Raw genomic sequence first — 15,009 nt, 5'->3', positions numbered from 1 at the left:
GCTGTCGCAATGACGAGAGAGGAGCGCCAGCGACGAGCGAGTACCGCGACAGCGAAAGACACCAGATTTGAACCAAGGAGTGAAGCGAGCGGAACGACTGGAGTTCAAATCCCTCTCCTGGCGTTTTCTGCGACCGCTTTTCGACGCCGCCGACGGCGCAGTCCGTCGATCAGCCGGATTTCGCGAGCGGCGGCACCGACGCCGCACCGGTCTCGCATCTGGTCGCGTCGGGACGGAATGGTGTCCGACGCAAGATACATATGCGTGGGAGTTGTTGTCATGGGTGACGATGCCAGACACGAAAGCAGGCCGCGAGCAGAAAGGGAAGAACAAGCGCCGGCAGTTGGAGAGTCGGCTCAATCGACGCGAACTCGACGCCGACGACAAACCACCGGAGCCGTCGACCCTCGGAACTGACGCCGAGTACCTCGCGACCGACACCGAACGAGGTCGGTGATCTCGCGGCCACGCGTCCCCTCTTCTATCACCCCTCGACGACTGCCACGTCGCGAGCGGCCCGTTTCGCGGGCGCGTTCCGGGATCGCGTTCGGTCGCAGAGAGGAGGTATATAAACAGCACACGATGCGTGGTTCAATCCTGTTAAAGTGGCGTGCTAACTACCCTCATATAACACGCGTAGAACCGACACAGTCTTGCGTTTTTCCTCTCAATCAGTGTTCAACTCGTGATGACGGCGAGGCACCAATCAACGACACATTTATATAGAATCACAATCAATCAAACGCTGTATGAGCCAGCGAATGCAGCAGGGTCAGCCGATGATCATCATGGGCGACGACGCCCAGCGCGTCAAGGACAAAGACGCACAGGAGTACAACATCTCCGCGGCGCGCGGCGTTGCCGAGTCGGTACGCTCGACGCTCGGGCCGAAAGGGATGGATAAGATGCTCGTCGACTCGACGGGCGACGTCACAATCACGAACGACGGCGTCACCATCCTGCAGACGATGGACATCGACAACCCGACGGCCGAGATGATCGTCGAGGTCGCCGAGACGCAGGAGGACGAGGCCGGCGACGGCACGACGAGCGCGGTCGCCATCGCGGGTGAGCTCCTGAAGAACGCCGAGGATCTCCTCGAACAGGACATCCACCCGACCGCGGTCATCAAGGGATTCAACCTCGCGAGCGAGTACGCCCGCGAGCAGGTCGACGAGATCGCCACGCCGGTCGATGCCGACGACACGACGACGCTGAAAAACGTCGCCGAGACATCGATGACAGGCAAGGGCGCGGAACTCGATAAAGAAGTCCTCGCGGACCTCGTCGTCCGCGCGATCCAAGGCGTCACCGTCGAGGCCGACGACGGCTCGCACGTCGTCGATCTCGCGAACCTCAACATCGAGACACGCACCGGGCGCGCCGCCGGAGAGTCCCGGCTGCTCTCCGGTGCGGTCGTTGACAAGGACCCCGTCCACGAGGACATGCCGACCGACTTCGAGGACGCGAACGTCCTCCTCCTCAACGACCCGATCGAAGTCGAGGAGGCCGACGTTGACACCTCCGTCAACGTCGACTCGCCTGACCAGCTTCAGAAGTTCCTCGATCAGGAGGAGAAACAGCTGCGCGAGAAGGTCGACCAGATCGTCGCGAGCGGCGCGGATGTCGTCTTCTGTCAAAAGGGGATCGACGACCTCGCACAGCACTACCTCGCGAAGGAAGGCATCCTCGCGATCCGCCGGACAAAGAAGTCCGACCTCGCCTTCCTGAAGAACGTGCTCGATGCCCCTATCGTCACGGACCTCGACTCGCTTACGGCCGCGGATCTCGCGGTCGGCTCGATCGAGCGCGACACGACGGAAGAGCTGTTCTACGTCGAGGGCGGGAACTCCCACGGCGTCACGCTGCTCCTGTACGGCACCACCGACCACGTCGTCGACGAACTCGAACGCGGTATCGAGGACGCAATCGACGTGGTCGCGACGACCGTCTCCGACGGGCGCACCCTCCCCGGCGGCGGTGCCATCGAGGTCGAACTCGCCGGGCGGCTGCGCGACTACGCCGACTCCGTTGAAGGACGCGAGCAACTCGCCGTCGAGGCGTTCGCCGACTCGCTCGAACTGATTCCGCGCGTGCTCGCCGAAAACGCCGGACTCGACGCGATCGATCTGCTCGTCGACCTGCGCGCAGCTCACGAGGGCGGCGACGCACACGCCGGGCTGAACGTCTTCTCCGGCGAGGTCGAGGACACGGCCGAGGCCGGCGTCGTCGAGACGGCCCACGCCAAAGAGCAGGCCATCGCCTCCGCTGCCGAGGCCGCGAACCTCGTGTTGAAAATCGACGACATCATCTCGGCGGGCGATCTCTCGACCGCCGGCGACGGCGACGAGGGCGGCGCTCCCGGCGGCGGCATGGGCGGCATGGGCGGCATGGGCGGCATGGGCGGCGCGATGTAAGCGAGGTTCCGTAGGAACTTCGGACCGGCGAGCGGGGAGAGCGAGGTTGACCGAAGAAAACCTCGAAGCGAACGGGGCGTAGCCCCGTGAGCGTCTGCGACCCGCGACCCGTGAAATCTGTCGAAGACAGAATTTCATAGCCCGTCAGGCTCCCGATCCGACCGCGCACCGTAATTCGACCGTGCACCGTATTTTGCCGATCTCAGTGGCCGTTCGACAGCCGCCGCTCCGGGCAGCGACCGACGATCACAGCAGATCGAGAAGCGCCGCGCGACGGCGGTCGAGGTCGAAGGCGGCGTCCGACGCGTCGAGTCGACCGAGGAACGCGAAGACGTCCGCACCCGCGCACTCCGCGTGTTCGATCAGGGTCTCGACGGCGTCGCGGTTGAGCGCGAGCGAGTCCAGGTAGCCGCAGACGAGTGCGAGCGCGACACCCGCCTCGCCGCTCGGGAACGCGGGATCGACCGCGCCGAAGTCGACGGCCTCTGTGGGTGGCACGTCGCCGTCGGACACGCCGGCCTCCGCGATCGGCATCGTTCGCAGGCAGTGCGTGCAGATCGCCGTCTCGGCCGCCGGCGCGTGCTCGCGGATCTCGGGGGGAACCGCGAACGCGACGACCGCGGCGTCACAGTGAGGACAGGACACGACCGACGGTAGCACGGGGCGATAGATGAGACTGGCGCACGACGAGACCCGCGACCGCGTGCGGCCCGTGACAGACGCGCTCGGCGACGGAAAATGCGCGATGGCCGTCAGCGAGGATGCGCGATCGGCGTCGCGGAGATGTGCGATGACCGTCGGCGAATCCGCATCTTCTAGACACTCCAGTCGTATTCGTGGTCTATGTTCGAGAAGACCACGTGGATCAAGCTCCCGAGGAACGTGCTCGTGGGCCACGACGTCCTCGACGACCTCGGCGAGGCGGTCGGGGAACTGTACCTCACGGGCCGACCGCTGATCGTGACGAGCCCCACGCCGAACGACATCGCCGGCGACCGGGTTCGCGCCCAGTTCGACGATCCCGCGACGGCCGTGGTCAGGGACGCCTCGTTCGAGGCAGTGGAAGACCTCACTGAAACGGCGGAGGCGGTCGATCCCGGCTACCTGATCGCCTTGGGAGGCGGCAAGCCGATCGACATCGCGAAGATGGCCGCCGACCACCTCGGCGTTGGGTTCGTCTCCGTCCCCACGGTGGCGTCTCACGACGGAATCGTCTCCGGACGTTCGTCTATTCCCGAAGGCGACACGCGCCACTCGGTGGCCGCCGACCCGCCGCTTGCAGTCATCGCGGACACGACGCTGCTCGCAGAGGCTCCGTGGCGGCTCACCACCGCGGGGTGTGCGGACATCATCTCCAACTACACTGCGGTGAAGGACTGGCGGCTCGCGCGTCGCCTGCGCAACGTCGAGTACAGCGAGTACGCGGGCGCGCTCTCGGAGATGACCGCGGAACTGCTCGTCGAGAATGCGGACATGATCCGGCCCGGCCTCGAAGAGTCCGCGTGGGTCGTCGTGAAGGCGCTCGTCTCCTCGGGCGTCGCGATGTCGATCGCGGGGTCCTCGCGGCCCGCCTCAGGCGCGGAACACCTCATCTCCCACCAGCTAGACCGGATCGCACCCGACAAGGCGCTCCACGGCCATCAGGTCGGCGTCGCCTCGATCTTGACCGAGTACCTCCACAGCGGCGAAAACGGCCAGTGGGCGGCGATCCGCGACGCGCTTGCCGAGCTGGATGCGCCGACGACCGCCGCCGAACTCGGCGTCGACGACGCGGAGCTGATCGCCGCCCTGACTAGTGCCCACGAAATCCGCGACCGGTACACAATCTTACAGGGCGGGATCAACGAGGAGGCGGCGGTCGAAGTCGCGACCGCGACGGGCATCATCGAGGAGTGACGCGTCTCTCCGGTCCGTCGCGGCGGGCGTGGCGAACGTGGCGGCCGGCCTCGAAAGGGAATTAACCATCGCGCGACTACCGCAGATATGTCTACTTCCACCCTCCGCAATCGGGCGAAAAACCGAGCCGGCGCGATCACGCTGCTCCTCACCGTCGTCGGCTACGGGGCCGTCGGCGGGGTGTTTCTGGTCCCCGAGTTCCAAGCGCTGTTTCCCACGCTGACCGAGGGGACCGTCGATCTCCTCGCGCACGCGATCGCCGCAGTCAACACGATCACCGTGGTTACCCTCTCCCTTGGCTGGTACTGGATCCGCAACGACGAGGTGAAAAAACACGCCGCGGCGATGACGACCTCGTTCGGACTCATCCTCCTGTTTCTCGGGATGTACCTCCCCAAGGTCGCGGGCGGCGGAACGAAGTACTTCGTCGGCCCCGATCCGGCGTACTACGCGTACCTGGTCATGCTCGCGGTCCACATCCTGCTCTCCGTGGTCTCCGTGCCCGTCGTCCTCTACGCGTTCGTGCTCGGGCTCACGCACAGCGAGCACGAACTCCGGAATCGGACACCCCACCGCCGCGTCGGCCGGATCGCGGCGAGCGCGTGGCTGACCTCGCTCGTCCTCGGCGTCGTCACGTATCTCCTCTTGAACCACGTGTACGACTCGACGTTCGAGGCGGCCGAGACCGCGGCGGTGCTCCTACCGGTCGTTCCGGGAGTGTAACGTGAACGCGGGGACCGACCGCCGCCACCGAAATGCTTGAGCGTTCGCCGACGCACCCACACGCATGACCGACTGGATCGGCGACACCTTCACGAGCGATGTCGGCTGGACCCACCTCGAAGCCCTCGTCGACATCGGGACCCGCATGGCCGGATCCGACGGCGAGCGCGAGGCGCTGGAGCGCACGCGCGACGCGCTCTCAGACGCCGGTGCGCGCGACGCCCGCATCGAGCCGTTCGACGTGCAGGGCTGGACGCGCGGGGACAGCGCGATCCGGCGGATCGCAAGCGACGAGGGGAACACCGTCGGGAGCACGCCCGCCACCGTCGCGAGCGGCGCAAACCAGTGTATCGCGCTTCCGCGAAGCCCGGCCGCGGAGGCGTCCGGCGAGTTCGTCGATCTAGGCTACGGCGTCCCTGAGGACTTCGCAGACGCCGACCTCGACGGGGAAGTTGTGATGGTCTCGTCCGACAGCCCCGACTCGATCGACCGGTTCGTCCACCGACGCGAGAAGTACTACCGCGCCGTCGAGGCCGGCGCGGCCGCGTTCGTCTTCGCGAACCACGTCGAGGGGACGCTGCCCCCAACCGGGAGCGTCGGGACCGCGGACGCGCCGCTCGGCGAGATTCCCGCGGTCGGGGTGAGCAAGGAGACCGGGGCTCGCCTCGCGCGCCGATACGAGGGCGAGGAACTCGCCGTCGCCGTCGACTGTGCGACCTCCGAGGCAGAAAGCGGCACGGTCGTCGCCGATATCGGACCCGACACCGACGAGTACCTGATCGTCTCCTCGCACGTCGACGCCCACGATCTCGCGGAGGGGGCAATGGACAACGGCGCTGGGACGGCGACGCTAGTCGAGATCGCCTGCGCGCTCGCCGCCCGCGAGGACGACCTCGACACCCGCGTCCGGTTCGCCGGATTCGGGTCCGAAGAGGTCGGGCTGGTCGGGTCCTCGCGGTTTGCGGCTGGCGTCAACCCCGAGCACGTCAAGGCCGTCGTCAACGTCGACAGCAACGTGTTCGGCCGCACGCTGCGATTCGATCACCACGGATTCGACGCGCTCGAAGCGGCCGCAGAGCGCGTGGTAGACCGCTTCGACCACCCGGTGTCGCTCGGTGGCGAACTCGTCCCACACAGCGACCACTGGCCGTTCGTCGAGCGGGGAATCCCCGGATACATGGTGTCCGGAGAAACAGCGGGCCGTGGCCGCGGCTGGGGCCACACCGGGGCGGACACGCTCGACAAGCTCGAATCGCGGAACCTCCGCGAACAGGCGATCTTGTTGACCGAACTGGTCGTCGAACTCGCCGATGAGACCGTGACGACGGAGCGGCGCGACCGCGAGGCGATCGCGTCGACGCTGGAGGCGGAAGGGAAGGCGACCGGCATGAAGATCACCGGCGACTGGCCCTTTTGACCGATATTCCACCGAGGAACAGCCCCGCCGCGAACCGGGAGGTTTTCACGCGCCCCGGTCACACCCCCGATCATGGACGCGTCGGAACGCCGCGTCACGGTCGTCGGTGACGACGATCGGACGGCGGAGCTTCGGAGGGTCATCGGCGGTATCGCGGGTACGGCTGCCGACGCTCCTCCGCCCGCGACGACCGCTGTCGATCCGAGCGAATCGGACGACGCCGCGCTCGTCGTCGCCGTCGGCCGAGAGGCACTCCGAGGGGTCGTCGCCGCCGCGCCGAGCGGAACGGTGATCCCAGTCGGTGAAGGGCGGCTCGCGCTCGATGACGACCGCGCGAAGCAGTTCCTTCGTCGCGCGGTCGACGCGAACGACGACGGCACAGCGATACACAGCTCCGCGCCCTCCGATGCCGGCTCCCCACCTCCAGATGCTGACGATGATCTCGCCGCGGCGTTCGCGTCGACCGACGGCGTCTGCTGCGTCTCCCATCCCGTCCTCGCGGTGAACGGTGCGTCGTCGTCACGGCGGGCCGCACTTGATGTCGCATTTGTCACCGACGCGCCCGCGCGAATCTCGGAGTTCGCGGTCGGGTTCGCCAGCGGGACGGACGCGATGTTTCGTGCGGACGGGGTCGCAATCGCGACACCGCTCGGCAGCGACGGATACGCGAACGCCGCTGGTGCGCCGATCGTCGAACCGGGCGGTGGCCTCGCTGTCGTACCGATCGCGCCGTTCAGAACGCAGACCGATTCATGGATCGCTGCCGCGGAACTGACGGTGACCGTCGAACGGGAGAGCGAACCGGTGGCGCTGATCGTCGACGGGGTGAAGCTCGGACTCGTCGACCCGAACCGGCCGATCGCGATCGAGGCGGTCGATCAGGTCGATCTCGCGGTGTCGACGCCCCGCGCCGAGCGCGACGATCGGAAACACTCTAATAACTCGTAACCGGATGTGTCGGTATGGACCCACTGCAGTTCCTCGTTCCCCTCGGCTGGCTTGCCGCCGTCGGACCGGTGCTGCCGTACGCGATCTTCACGATGGCCGTCGCGAACCTCGTGACGCGCCACCTCGCACACAGGCAGCACGTCGATCAGGGAACGGACGGTGACAGCGTCGAGCCGTACACGCCGCACGTGTTCACGAACGTCGGGCTCCTCCTGTTGGGCGTGCTGTTCGCTATCGACTCGCCAATCAGCGGCGTTATCGTCTCCGTGATCGTCATCACGATGCTACTCGCCGACCTGTTCGAGTTGGAGGCGCGCAACGTCGAAGCCCGAAACGACATGGCGATAGAAGCGCCCAAAAGCGCGATCGCCGCCTCCGTCCTGCTTTTGGTGTACGCATCCTACTACGCGCTGTTCTTCCTCGTCGAGGGGATCTGGAACCAGTTCATCGTCGCATAGAGCGTTCCATCCACCTCGACGGAACTACCGACACATCGTTCTCCGGCAACCGACCGCCGTGACTGTCGCCCAGCCGACTGCAGTGTGTGGATCCTTTCTCGCCGCCGCGCGGTCGCGGATTCGAACCGTCTCGCCCGACGTGCCTGTCTCATTCCGGAACGACTCCCGATGCAACGATCGAGAACAGGAGTGTTCACGCCTGACCTCGAAGGCGGCTCCACCCGGTTCGATCGCACGAGGGGCCGTGCCGTCTACAGAGTTCGGGGCAGAGTGCCTCGGGGCTTGACTCCGAGGCAGTTCACGAGACAGTCGTGTCGGCAGGGCGCTACGCACATCGTTCGTCGTTTCGAGGAGCGGGAGTAGTGTGCTGGCGAACCGCTCGCGCGACGAGCGTGCGGGCGGCACCACCGTGGTACTCCCGGCAGGCTACGCGACCGCACCGAGAGCATCGATATCAAAAGAACGTCGACCGAGAGGACTCGTCTCAGTTCGCGGCTTCGGCGTCGCCGTCGTCGTTCAGCGACTTCCGGAGTTCCCGGCTCGCGGGAATGAGCACCCAGAACACGACCGGACCCACGATCATGAGCCAGAAGGCCACGTCGCCGGCGAGGAGTGCGACCTGTCCGTAGGCGGTGTTGACCCCTTCTGCCGGGTTGACAAGCTGGACGATCTCGTAGTACGACGGTGTCCGGTACCACCCGCCGAAGGTGAACCAAGCGAGCGCCCCGAGCGCGAACAGGGCGAACCCTTTGATGAACTCGTCTGCCATTACCTCACGATTCGTCGGAGCCGTCTTGAGACTTTCCCATCCCGCGTCCACGGAAGCGAGTTCCTAGGACGTACACCGCCGTTCCGGCCACGATGAAACCGATTCCGGCGATCGCGAGCGCCGCGACGAGCACGTCGTCCGGCAGGCGAACACCGACGCTGTCGAGGAGGTAGATGATCACGTTTCGGACGACGCTCAACTGGAGCGTCGCCGCGTCGATGAGCGTGAATCCGACGATGTACGCGAGCGCCGCCGCCAGCGTCGAGAACACGGTGACGGCCTTGTAGAGCCGAAACGGGACGACGACCTCGCGCCCAGCGGGGCCTTCTCGGGGACCGGTCGGCTCGTTTCGCGGATCGTCGCCGTCGTCCGCCGCGACGGGATCACCTGTCTCGTCGAACGCCTGCGGGTCGTCATCGGCGGCTGAAGGAGGTGGAGACATGAAAGCGGTGATGGGAAAATCGACGGGTGTGGTGTGCCGTTACTTCGGCGGCCGCAGCATGTAGTACCGCCGGTTCAGGTCGTACATGTACCCTTCACGCATCGTCTTCAACACCGCGTAGGTGATGATACCGCCGACTGGCGGCAGCAGGAACGTGAGCGTGAACAGGAGGTCGAGCCCGATGGGGAAGAAGTTCTGAATCGCGAGGGCGGCGAGCGTGAACGAGAGGATGACACCCGCGACGCCGACGGCGCTCCAGAACGGCTGTTCGACAGGTCGCCGTGCGCTCCCCTTGTTAAGGAATGGCACGAGAGTGATAGCCGCGAAGATGATACCGTGCGCGATGATCCCGAGGAACTCGTTGCCGAGCAGGATGTTCCCGCCAAGCACTTCGAGTCCGGGGTTTATCGGGTTGAGCTTCAACAGTCCGAACGACCAGTAGAGATACCAGTCGGGAAGGATGACCGAAGGCGTCGAGCCTGGATTCGCCGGCGATCCGAAGTGGACCGGCAACACGGCCGCGACGAGCACGATGATTCCGATGAAGAAGCTCGTGATGGCGAGGTTTCGGAGCGTCTCGTGGGGCCACGCCGGGAACCCGAGCACGTCGCGCTCGACGTAGGTCGACTCGGCGCGGAGGTCCTCGTCTTCGCGGCGCGATCGCTCGAAGTACTGGTAGGTGAGCTGTGCGAGCCCCTGTGAGCGCTCCTTGCGCTCGGACCAAGTCGGCGTCTCGTCGTCCGGCGGAACCGTCGCCGGCGGGCCGCCGTCGGTACGCGCTTCGCCGTCGGTGCCTCCGTCAGTCATGGGAGTGTGATCGTCGGTCATTGGATTAGTGCGGCTCCGCGATACCCTGCACCCACACGATGCCGACGTGGAGCGCGATGAGGCCGGTCACCACGAACGGCAGCACGAAGACGTGCAGGATGTACATTCTCACGAGCGTCGCTTGGCCGAGCGTGAATCCGCCGAAGACGAGCTGTGCGGCCCACTCGCCCACGATGGGTGTCGCGAGTGCCATCTCGACGCCGATCTGTGCAGCCCAGTAGGACAGCTGCTTCCACGGGAGGACGTAGCCGGAGAACCCGAAGAACAGCGTCAGCGCGATGAGGACGACGCCGAGCACCCAGTTGACCTCACGCGGCTCCTTGTACGCCCCGGTGAAGTACACGCGGAGCATGTGGAGGAACACCGCCGCCGTCATGAACTGGGCGGCCCACTTGTGGATCGACCGGAGCATGAATCCGAACTGAACATCGGTCATGATCAACACGAGCGAGTCGTACGCGGCCGTCGGATCGCCCTGCGCGGCTGCGCCCGCGGTCGAGGGCGAGTAGTAGAATCCCAACAGCGCGCCGGTGATCGCCGCGACGAGGTACGCGATAATAGAGAGCGATCCGAGCGAGTAGAGCGGGTACCAGTACCAGAACTTGTTGTCGAGGTCGTACTGTTCGGTGTGGCTCTTCGGCATCTGGAGGTTCGCGCGGTAGTACATCGTCTCCAGCAGTTCGAGGTAGTCAACGATGCGAAGCCGCTTGTCCAACCAGATGAGCGTGGTCAAAAAGGCGGTCTCGACGACCGTCAGGTCCTGCTTTTTGAGCCACGCGTTGTGGTCCATCTCGTCTTGTTTTTTAAGACTCATTGGGGGATCACTTCTTGTAGTAGGGATACACGGCGCGTTTGAGCGTCTCGACTGCGCTGCCGGTGTCCACCGTCACGCCGTCTTTCTCGTCCTCGCGGACATACAGATCCTCCCACTTGCGGCGGCGCTTCTTGACTATCATCACGTCGGGGAGGAACTCCTTGCGGTACAACATGAGAACGAACGCGAGGTCGATGAAGATCATCGCCATCAGCGCGCCGACGAACATGTTGCCGAACTCCGTCGAGGCCCACGCCGACATGAGTCCGTAGACGAAAAGCGAGACCAACACGACCTCGATGATGGTCAAGAGGACGATAGCGATGGCGGCGGCGGTGCTCTCTCTAGCGGGCTCGTACCGATGGATGTCGCCGTAGGAGGACTCGCCGGAACTCATCTCGCACCCCCGTGTCCGGTGTGTGCGGACTCGCCGTATTTTAGCTGGTAGAACGTGAACACGAACGTGAGCCCGACGCCGAAGATTGCGGCGAGGCCGACCCAGTGCGGGTGGAGCACGATACCGACGTGCGCGATGTCTTCGGGCCAGCCGGTGGATCCACCGCCGACCTCGACGGTCGAAACGTCCTCGCCGACGGCGATACCGCCGTGCATTCCTGTCGAGGTGTGCGGGACACAGTGGTAGTGAGTGATGCCCGCGTCCTCTTCAGTGACCTCGTACTCGTAGGTCGTTCCCTCCTCGCTAACCGGGTCGCCGCTGTCGAGACTCGCCGGGCCGCCGTCCTCGACGGTCTGGACGTTGTGTGACCCCCCGTTGCCCGTCCACTCCCACGTGATCGTCGTGCCTGTGTCGACCCACAGCTGCGTCGGGTCGAACGCGAGACCGCCGTCGCCGGCTCCGACTTGGACGGTCACTTCGCTCTGGCCGCGGGCGTCGACGTACGACCCGAGGTTCCCACTCGTGACCCCGCTTGGCCACTCCGGTTGCACTTCCTGTGCGGCGGCCGATCCGGTCGCCCCAGCCCCGGCCGCGACCGCGGCGGTCGCACCGCCGGCCGTCCGCACGAATTCCCGCCTTTTCATACAGGCTCACTCAGGACGGGGTGCGCTTAAACCCACCGACTGAACCCGTAGACGGGGAAGGGATTACACGGTCTGTAACTCTCGATATCGCCGGTTCACTCCTCCAGTTCGTCCTCGATTACGCCCCCCTCGTCGACCGGGACGAACTCGGGACGTTCCTTCGCCTCGCGGAGCGCCCGTAACCGGTTTCGATACTCCTCGGACCGGAAGCGATCGGAGAGCCGAGCGTTCGCCACGATCACGAACAGGAAGACGCCCACGAGCAGGAACAGAATTCCCATCGCCGGGGCGACGATCGTGTTCAGGTCGGTCGCGACGGTGGCGACGAGCAGTGCCGCGCCAGCGAGAACCTGCACGGTCGCGATCACCTGTATCAGCAGGTTCCCGAACTCGCCGGTTCCTTCCGGAACGCTGTCGGGGTGCGGTAGCGACCAGTCGTCCGGCGGCGGCGGCACCTCGTACGACTCCATCGCCGCGAGCGCGACGACCGGCTCGACATCCCTGTGGACGGTTCCCTGCCCGATCACCTCGCCGGTCGGCCGGATGATCGCGTACCCCTCGTCCGAGTACACGAGGAGCCGCTCGCCGTCGTCGGCTCGAACCCGTTCTAACACGCCGAACACGTCCCGGCGAGCGATGCGGGACTTCAACTCGTCTGCAGCGCGGTCGAGGAGTCGGTCCCCGGTGATCCACGTGTCGGGGTCGAAGGCGGCGTCCCACTCCTCGGCGCTCATCTTCGCCATGTCCGACGGGCCGAAGTCGTCGAAGTCGTACTCAGACTCGACGCGCTCGCGGAGCTCGTCGAGGTCGCCCGCCGGTCGGTCGTCACTCGCCGGCTTGGGATCGCGATCCGACTGCGTCCCCGGATCCGACTGAGCTTCCGGGCCCGACTGGGTCTCCGGATCAGACCGAGTCGTGGCGTCAGATCCCGTCGAGGTGTCCTCCATCGTCCCGGAGTACGGGCTCCGGACGCTAACTGTTTTCGTCTGCAACCGAGCGTTAGGGAACGTCGCGGCCGATCGCGGCAAACTCGCCGAGTTCGCCGAGTTCGCCGACCGATCGAGGAGTTTTACGCGCCGGGGACCGTACCGGTCGCCGATGGTAGATTCTTCGGTCGTCGCGGCGGCTGCGGGGCTGTCCGTGACGGCCAGTCTCCCGTTTCTCCTCTACGGGGCGTGGATCATGATCGACGCCGAGACCGTGACGTGGAACGTCCTCACGCACCATCTGTGGCACATCGGTGCCGGACTGGCTCTGACCACCGTCCCGGTCGTCGGATGGATGATCCCCCGGCTCTTCCGGCGGCTGACGGGATTGGCCGTGATCCACGCGTTCCTCGGACTGCAGGCGTACGCGCTGCTCGCGTTCGCGCTCACCGGAATCGTCCGCATCCTCCAGGCGAAGCGGAACGCCGACGCCTACGAGAATCCCGACCGCGACATCGACGAGATCCACGAAGACATGGGTCACTGGCGCTCGCGGCTCCGCGTCGGCGTGGCCGGATTCATGCTCTTGTGGCTCTGCGCGTGGGTCACCGGTCTGTATCGGTTCTATGCGATCCACGTCGCCACGGCGATGGGCTGGTAAGCGAGCGGGTCGCAACAACCGATAGGTTCAATCCTGGTTTCGCCCTATAGTGCGCATCGTGGCAGTCACCTTCGATCTGTTCGGGACGCTTGTCGACGTCGCGTACCCGTCCGACCCGGCAGAGGTCGTCGCGCGCGAGCTAGAGTCCCGCGGCGTGGACGTGCCCGACGACTGGCACGTCGCGTACGGCGAACGGCATGTGGACGCACCGGCCGGTGCCGAGGTCCCGCTGCCGGCGCACGCCGCGCACGCGCTCGAATCGCGCGGAGTCGACGCGTCCGGGAACGTCGTCAGGCACGCCGTGGTCGCGGCGTTCGACCCGGACGTGACACGGCGCGACGGCGCGCTGGCGGCGGTCCGCGACGTGAGCGACCAGGCCCCGGTCGGCCTGCTCTCGAACTGCGCCGTCCCCGAGTTAGTCCCGAAGACGCTGATCCGCGCCGGGCTCCGCGGTGAGTTCGACGCGGTCACGACGAGCGCCGGCTGCGGGTGGCGAAAACCGCATCCGAAGGCGTTCGAAGCCACCGCCGACGCGCTCGGCGTCGCGCCCGAAACGTTGGTCCACGTCGGTGACACCTCCGAGACCGACGGAGGAATCGTCGACATCGGCGGTCGCTTCGTCGACGTGACGGAGACCCCGCTGTCGGCGGTCGCAAGCGAACTCGAAGCCCAGCAGTAGGCCGCGCCTCCGACTCCGGCGGATTCACGTCTCAGTGCTCGCACCCGCAGTCGAGCCGCTCCGTCCACGCCGATCCGATCCGCCCCTCCGCGAGGAGCTTCCGGAGGTGCGCGACGACGGTCGCTCTGGCGAGGTCCTCGACGCCCGAGAGATCCTTCTCGTAGGCTGCGTCGAGGACGGCGTCGACATCGCTCGCGCCCCGCTCGATCGCGTCGAGAACCGACCGTTCCCGGGCCAGCCGGTGATCGATCAGGCGCTGGCAGGTCGCCGCCGGATCGTCGATCGGCGGTCCGTGACCGGGGTGGATCCGCTCGTACCCGGCGTCGCGGACGCGTTGTAGGCTCGCGAGGTAGGCGTCGAGGTCTCCATCGGGCGCACCCACCACGACGCTCCCGTCGGCGACAGCGAGGTCGCCGCAGATCAGTTCGTGACCGTCTGTAGCTCCGTCAGCGGTTCCGTCAGCGGCGCTGTCGGCGGTTCTGCCGTCAGCGTTACCCTCGCCCCGGTCACCGGATTCGTCGCCTCCGCCGCCGACCGCGAACGCGAGATGGTCGGCGGCGTGCCCGGGGGTCTCGACCGCGACGACGGCGCTGTCGCCGATCTGGTCGCCGTCACAAACGATCTCGTCCGGCTCGATCTCCGTGGCGTCCGCGAACCGGTCGCAGAAATTCGCGTGTGCGACGACGGTCGCGTCCGTCAGGTCGGCGTATTCGGAGACTGCGCCGACGTGGTCCGGGTGGGCGTGAGTGACTGCGATGGTCTCGATCGAGTGGGGTGATGCTGCGTCGTGATCGTCCGCGTCGCTATCGGCTGCATTCTTGTCGGCCGCGTCGCCGATCCCGACAGCCGCGTCCAACGCGTCCGTACGGGCCGCGGGATCGACGAGGAGGCCGTCGACGAGGTACGCGTTCGTGGTCCCGCCGGGCGCGCGAGTGTCGACCTGAATCTCGACGCGAGTGACGGCGGGCGACGACGCCTGCTCCGTCATCG

The 15,009-nt window shown here is 66.2% G+C and carries 18 protein-coding genes; 9 read left to right on the top strand and 9 right to left on the bottom strand.

From position 1 onward, the window contains the following. Positions 1-289 precede the first annotated feature (289 nt). Both NO887_RS06220 and thsB read left to right on the top strand, forming a co-directional pair. Positions 290-457, top strand: coding sequence for a hypothetical protein (locus NO887_RS06220; protein WP_256417613.1), 168 nt, complete (start codon positions 290-292; stop codon positions 455-457). Positions 458-761: 304 nt separating this feature from the next. After that, complete coding sequence (gene thsB, locus NO887_RS06215) at positions 762-2,417, top strand: thermosome subunit beta (protein ID WP_256418003.1); 1,656 nt, start codon at positions 762-764, stop codon at positions 2,415-2,417. Positions 2,418-2,663: 246 nt separating this feature from the next. Here the strand turns inward: thsB and NO887_RS06210 are convergent, their stop codons facing one another. Then, positions 2,664-3,062, bottom strand: coding sequence for a DUF6276 family protein (locus tag NO887_RS06210; RefSeq protein WP_256417612.1), 399 nt, complete (start codon positions 3,060-3,062; stop codon positions 2,664-2,666). A 198-nt stretch (positions 3,063-3,260) separates the two neighbouring features. On the opposite strand from NO887_RS06210, the gene NO887_RS06205 reads away from it, so the two are divergent. The 5 genes from NO887_RS06205 (at position 3,261) to NO887_RS06185 (ending at position 7,859) form a co-directional block, all read left to right on the top strand. Then, a complete protein-coding gene (locus NO887_RS06205) occupies positions 3,261-4,313 on the top strand; it encodes an NAD(P)-dependent glycerol-1-phosphate dehydrogenase (protein WP_256417611.1) in 1,053 nt (350 codons plus the stop codon). 87 nt (positions 4,314-4,400) lie between these two features. Beyond that, complete coding sequence (locus NO887_RS06200) at positions 4,401-5,036, top strand: DUF420 domain-containing protein (RefSeq protein WP_256417610.1); 636 nt, start codon at positions 4,401-4,403, stop codon at positions 5,034-5,036. A gap of 64 nt (positions 5,037-5,100) precedes the next feature. Continuing rightward, positions 5,101-6,453, top strand: coding sequence for a M28 family peptidase (locus NO887_RS06195; protein ID WP_256417609.1), 1,353 nt, complete (start codon positions 5,101-5,103; stop codon positions 6,451-6,453). A 72-nt stretch (positions 6,454-6,525) separates the two neighbouring features. Continuing rightward, positions 6,526-7,401 carry an NAD(+)/NADH kinase gene (locus NO887_RS06190; RefSeq protein ID WP_256417608.1) on the top strand — a complete coding sequence of 292 codons (876 nt, stop codon included), beginning with the start codon at positions 6,526-6,528 and terminating at the stop codon, positions 7,399-7,401. A gap of 14 nt (positions 7,402-7,415) precedes the next feature. Next, complete coding sequence (locus NO887_RS06185) at positions 7,416-7,859, top strand: DUF7313 family protein (protein WP_256417607.1); 444 nt, start codon at positions 7,416-7,418, stop codon at positions 7,857-7,859. A 484-nt stretch (positions 7,860-8,343) separates the two neighbouring features. On the opposite strand, the gene NO887_RS06180 is transcribed toward NO887_RS06185, so the two are convergent. From NO887_RS06180 to NO887_RS06150, 7 genes are all read right to left on the bottom strand, one after another. Beyond that, positions 8,344-8,628, bottom strand: a complete 285-nt coding sequence (locus NO887_RS06180) for a DUF7314 family protein (RefSeq protein ID WP_256417606.1) — start codon at positions 8,626-8,628, stop codon at positions 8,344-8,346. A gap of 4 nt (positions 8,629-8,632) precedes the next feature. After that, on the bottom strand, positions 8,633-9,070 hold the full coding sequence (locus NO887_RS06175; RefSeq protein ID WP_256417605.1) for a DUF7315 family membrane protein: 438 nt from the start codon (positions 9,068-9,070) through the stop codon (positions 8,633-8,635). Positions 9,071-9,109: 39 nt separating this feature from the next. Further along, entirely contained in the window at positions 9,110-9,898 is a 789-nt protein-coding gene (locus NO887_RS06170) for a cytochrome b family protein (protein ID WP_256417604.1), read from the bottom strand. Between the two features lie 4 nt (positions 9,899-9,902). After that, positions 9,903-10,712, bottom strand: coding sequence for a cytochrome b (locus tag NO887_RS06165; protein WP_256417603.1), 810 nt, complete (start codon positions 10,710-10,712; stop codon positions 9,903-9,905). Positions 10,713-10,719: 7 nt separating this feature from the next. Next, a complete protein-coding gene (locus NO887_RS06160) occupies positions 10,720-11,109 on the bottom strand; it encodes a DUF7318 family protein (protein WP_256417602.1) in 390 nt (129 codons plus the stop codon). After that, positions 11,106-11,753, bottom strand: coding sequence for a halocyanin domain-containing protein (locus NO887_RS06155; protein WP_256417601.1), 648 nt, complete (start codon positions 11,751-11,753; stop codon positions 11,106-11,108). The genes NO887_RS06160 and NO887_RS06155 overlap by 4 nt, the downstream gene beginning before the upstream one ends. Positions 11,754-11,848: 95 nt before the next feature. Then, a complete protein-coding gene (locus NO887_RS06150; RefSeq protein WP_256417600.1) occupies positions 11,849-12,700 on the bottom strand; it encodes a DUF7319 domain-containing protein in 852 nt (283 codons plus the stop codon). A 151-nt stretch (positions 12,701-12,851) separates the two neighbouring features. Here NO887_RS06150 and NO887_RS06145 point away from each other — a divergent pair, with 151 nt between their 5' ends. Together NO887_RS06145 and NO887_RS06140 are read left to right on the top strand one after the other, a co-directional pair. Then, positions 12,852-13,340 carry a DUF7321 family protein gene (locus NO887_RS06145; protein WP_256417599.1) on the top strand — a complete coding sequence of 163 codons (489 nt, stop codon included), beginning with the start codon at positions 12,852-12,854 and terminating at the stop codon, positions 13,338-13,340. 58 nt (positions 13,341-13,398) lie between these two features. Further along, on the top strand, positions 13,399-14,019 hold the full coding sequence (locus NO887_RS06140; protein ID WP_256418002.1) for an HAD family hydrolase: 621 nt from the start codon (positions 13,399-13,401) through the stop codon (positions 14,017-14,019). A gap of 31 nt (positions 14,020-14,050) precedes the next feature. Here NO887_RS06140 and NO887_RS06135 read toward each other — a convergent pair whose 3' ends face one another. Next, positions 14,051-15,007 carry an MBL fold metallo-hydrolase gene (locus NO887_RS06135; protein ID WP_256417598.1) on the bottom strand — a complete coding sequence of 319 codons (957 nt, stop codon included), beginning with the start codon at positions 15,005-15,007 and terminating at the stop codon, positions 14,051-14,053. Positions 15,008-15,009: the final 2 nt, after the last annotated feature.

The organism is Halorubrum laminariae (genome assembly GCF_024494655.1).
Lineage (GTDB): Archaea > Halobacteriota > Halobacteria > Halobacteriales > Haloferacaceae > Halorubrum > Halorubrum laminariae.
The sequence above is the reverse complement of the archived record's forward strand: the minus strand, read 5'-3'. Positions and strand labels throughout refer to the sequence as shown.

Excerpts from the sequence above, each read along its gene's own strand:
- NO887_RS06220 (WP_256417613.1), top strand. The coding sequence starts at position 290 with ATGCCAGACACGAAAGCAGGCCGCGAGCAGAAAGGGAAGAACAAGCGC.
- thsB (WP_256418003.1), top strand. The coding sequence starts at position 762 with ATGCAGCAGGGTCAGCCGATGATCATCATGGGCGACGACGCCCAGCGC.
- NO887_RS06205 (WP_256417611.1), top strand. The coding sequence starts at position 3,261 with ATGTTCGAGAAGACCACGTGGATCAAGCTCCCGAGGAACGTGCTCGTG.
- NO887_RS06200 (WP_256417610.1), top strand. The coding sequence starts at position 4,401 with ATGTCTACTTCCACCCTCCGCAATCGGGCGAAAAACCGAGCCGGCGCG.
- NO887_RS06195 (WP_256417609.1), top strand. The coding sequence starts at position 5,101 with ATGACCGACTGGATCGGCGACACCTTCACGAGCGATGTCGGCTGGACC.
- NO887_RS06190 (WP_256417608.1), top strand. The coding sequence starts at position 6,526 with ATGGACGCGTCGGAACGCCGCGTCACGGTCGTCGGTGACGACGATCGG.
- NO887_RS06185 (WP_256417607.1), top strand. The coding sequence starts at position 7,416 with ATGGACCCACTGCAGTTCCTCGTTCCCCTCGGCTGGCTTGCCGCCGTC.
- NO887_RS06180 (WP_256417606.1), bottom strand. The coding sequence starts at position 8,628 with ATGGCAGACGAGTTCATCAAAGGGTTCGCCCTGTTCGCGCTCGGGGCG.
- NO887_RS06175 (WP_256417605.1), bottom strand. The coding sequence starts at position 9,070 with ATGTCTCCACCTCCTTCAGCCGCCGATGACGACCCGCAGGCGTTCGAC.
- NO887_RS06170 (WP_256417604.1), bottom strand. The coding sequence starts at position 9,898 with ATGACCGACGATCACACTCCCATGACTGACGGAGGCACCGACGGCGAA.
- NO887_RS06165 (WP_256417603.1), bottom strand. The coding sequence starts at position 10,712 with ATGAGTCTTAAAAAACAAGACGAGATGGACCACAACGCGTGGCTCAAA.
- NO887_RS06160 (WP_256417602.1), bottom strand. The coding sequence starts at position 11,109 with ATGAGTTCCGGCGAGTCCTCCTACGGCGACATCCATCGGTACGAGCCC.
- NO887_RS06155 (WP_256417601.1), bottom strand. The coding sequence starts at position 11,753 with ATGAAAAGGCGGGAATTCGTGCGGACGGCCGGCGGTGCGACCGCCGCG.
- NO887_RS06150 (WP_256417600.1), bottom strand. The coding sequence starts at position 12,700 with ATGGAGGACACCTCGACGGGATCTGACGCCACGACTCGGTCTGATCCG.
- NO887_RS06145 (WP_256417599.1), top strand. The coding sequence starts at position 12,852 with ATGGTAGATTCTTCGGTCGTCGCGGCGGCTGCGGGGCTGTCCGTGACG.
- NO887_RS06135 (WP_256417598.1), bottom strand. The coding sequence starts at position 15,007 with ATGACGGAGCAGGCGTCGTCGCCCGCCGTCACTCGCGTCGAGATTCAG.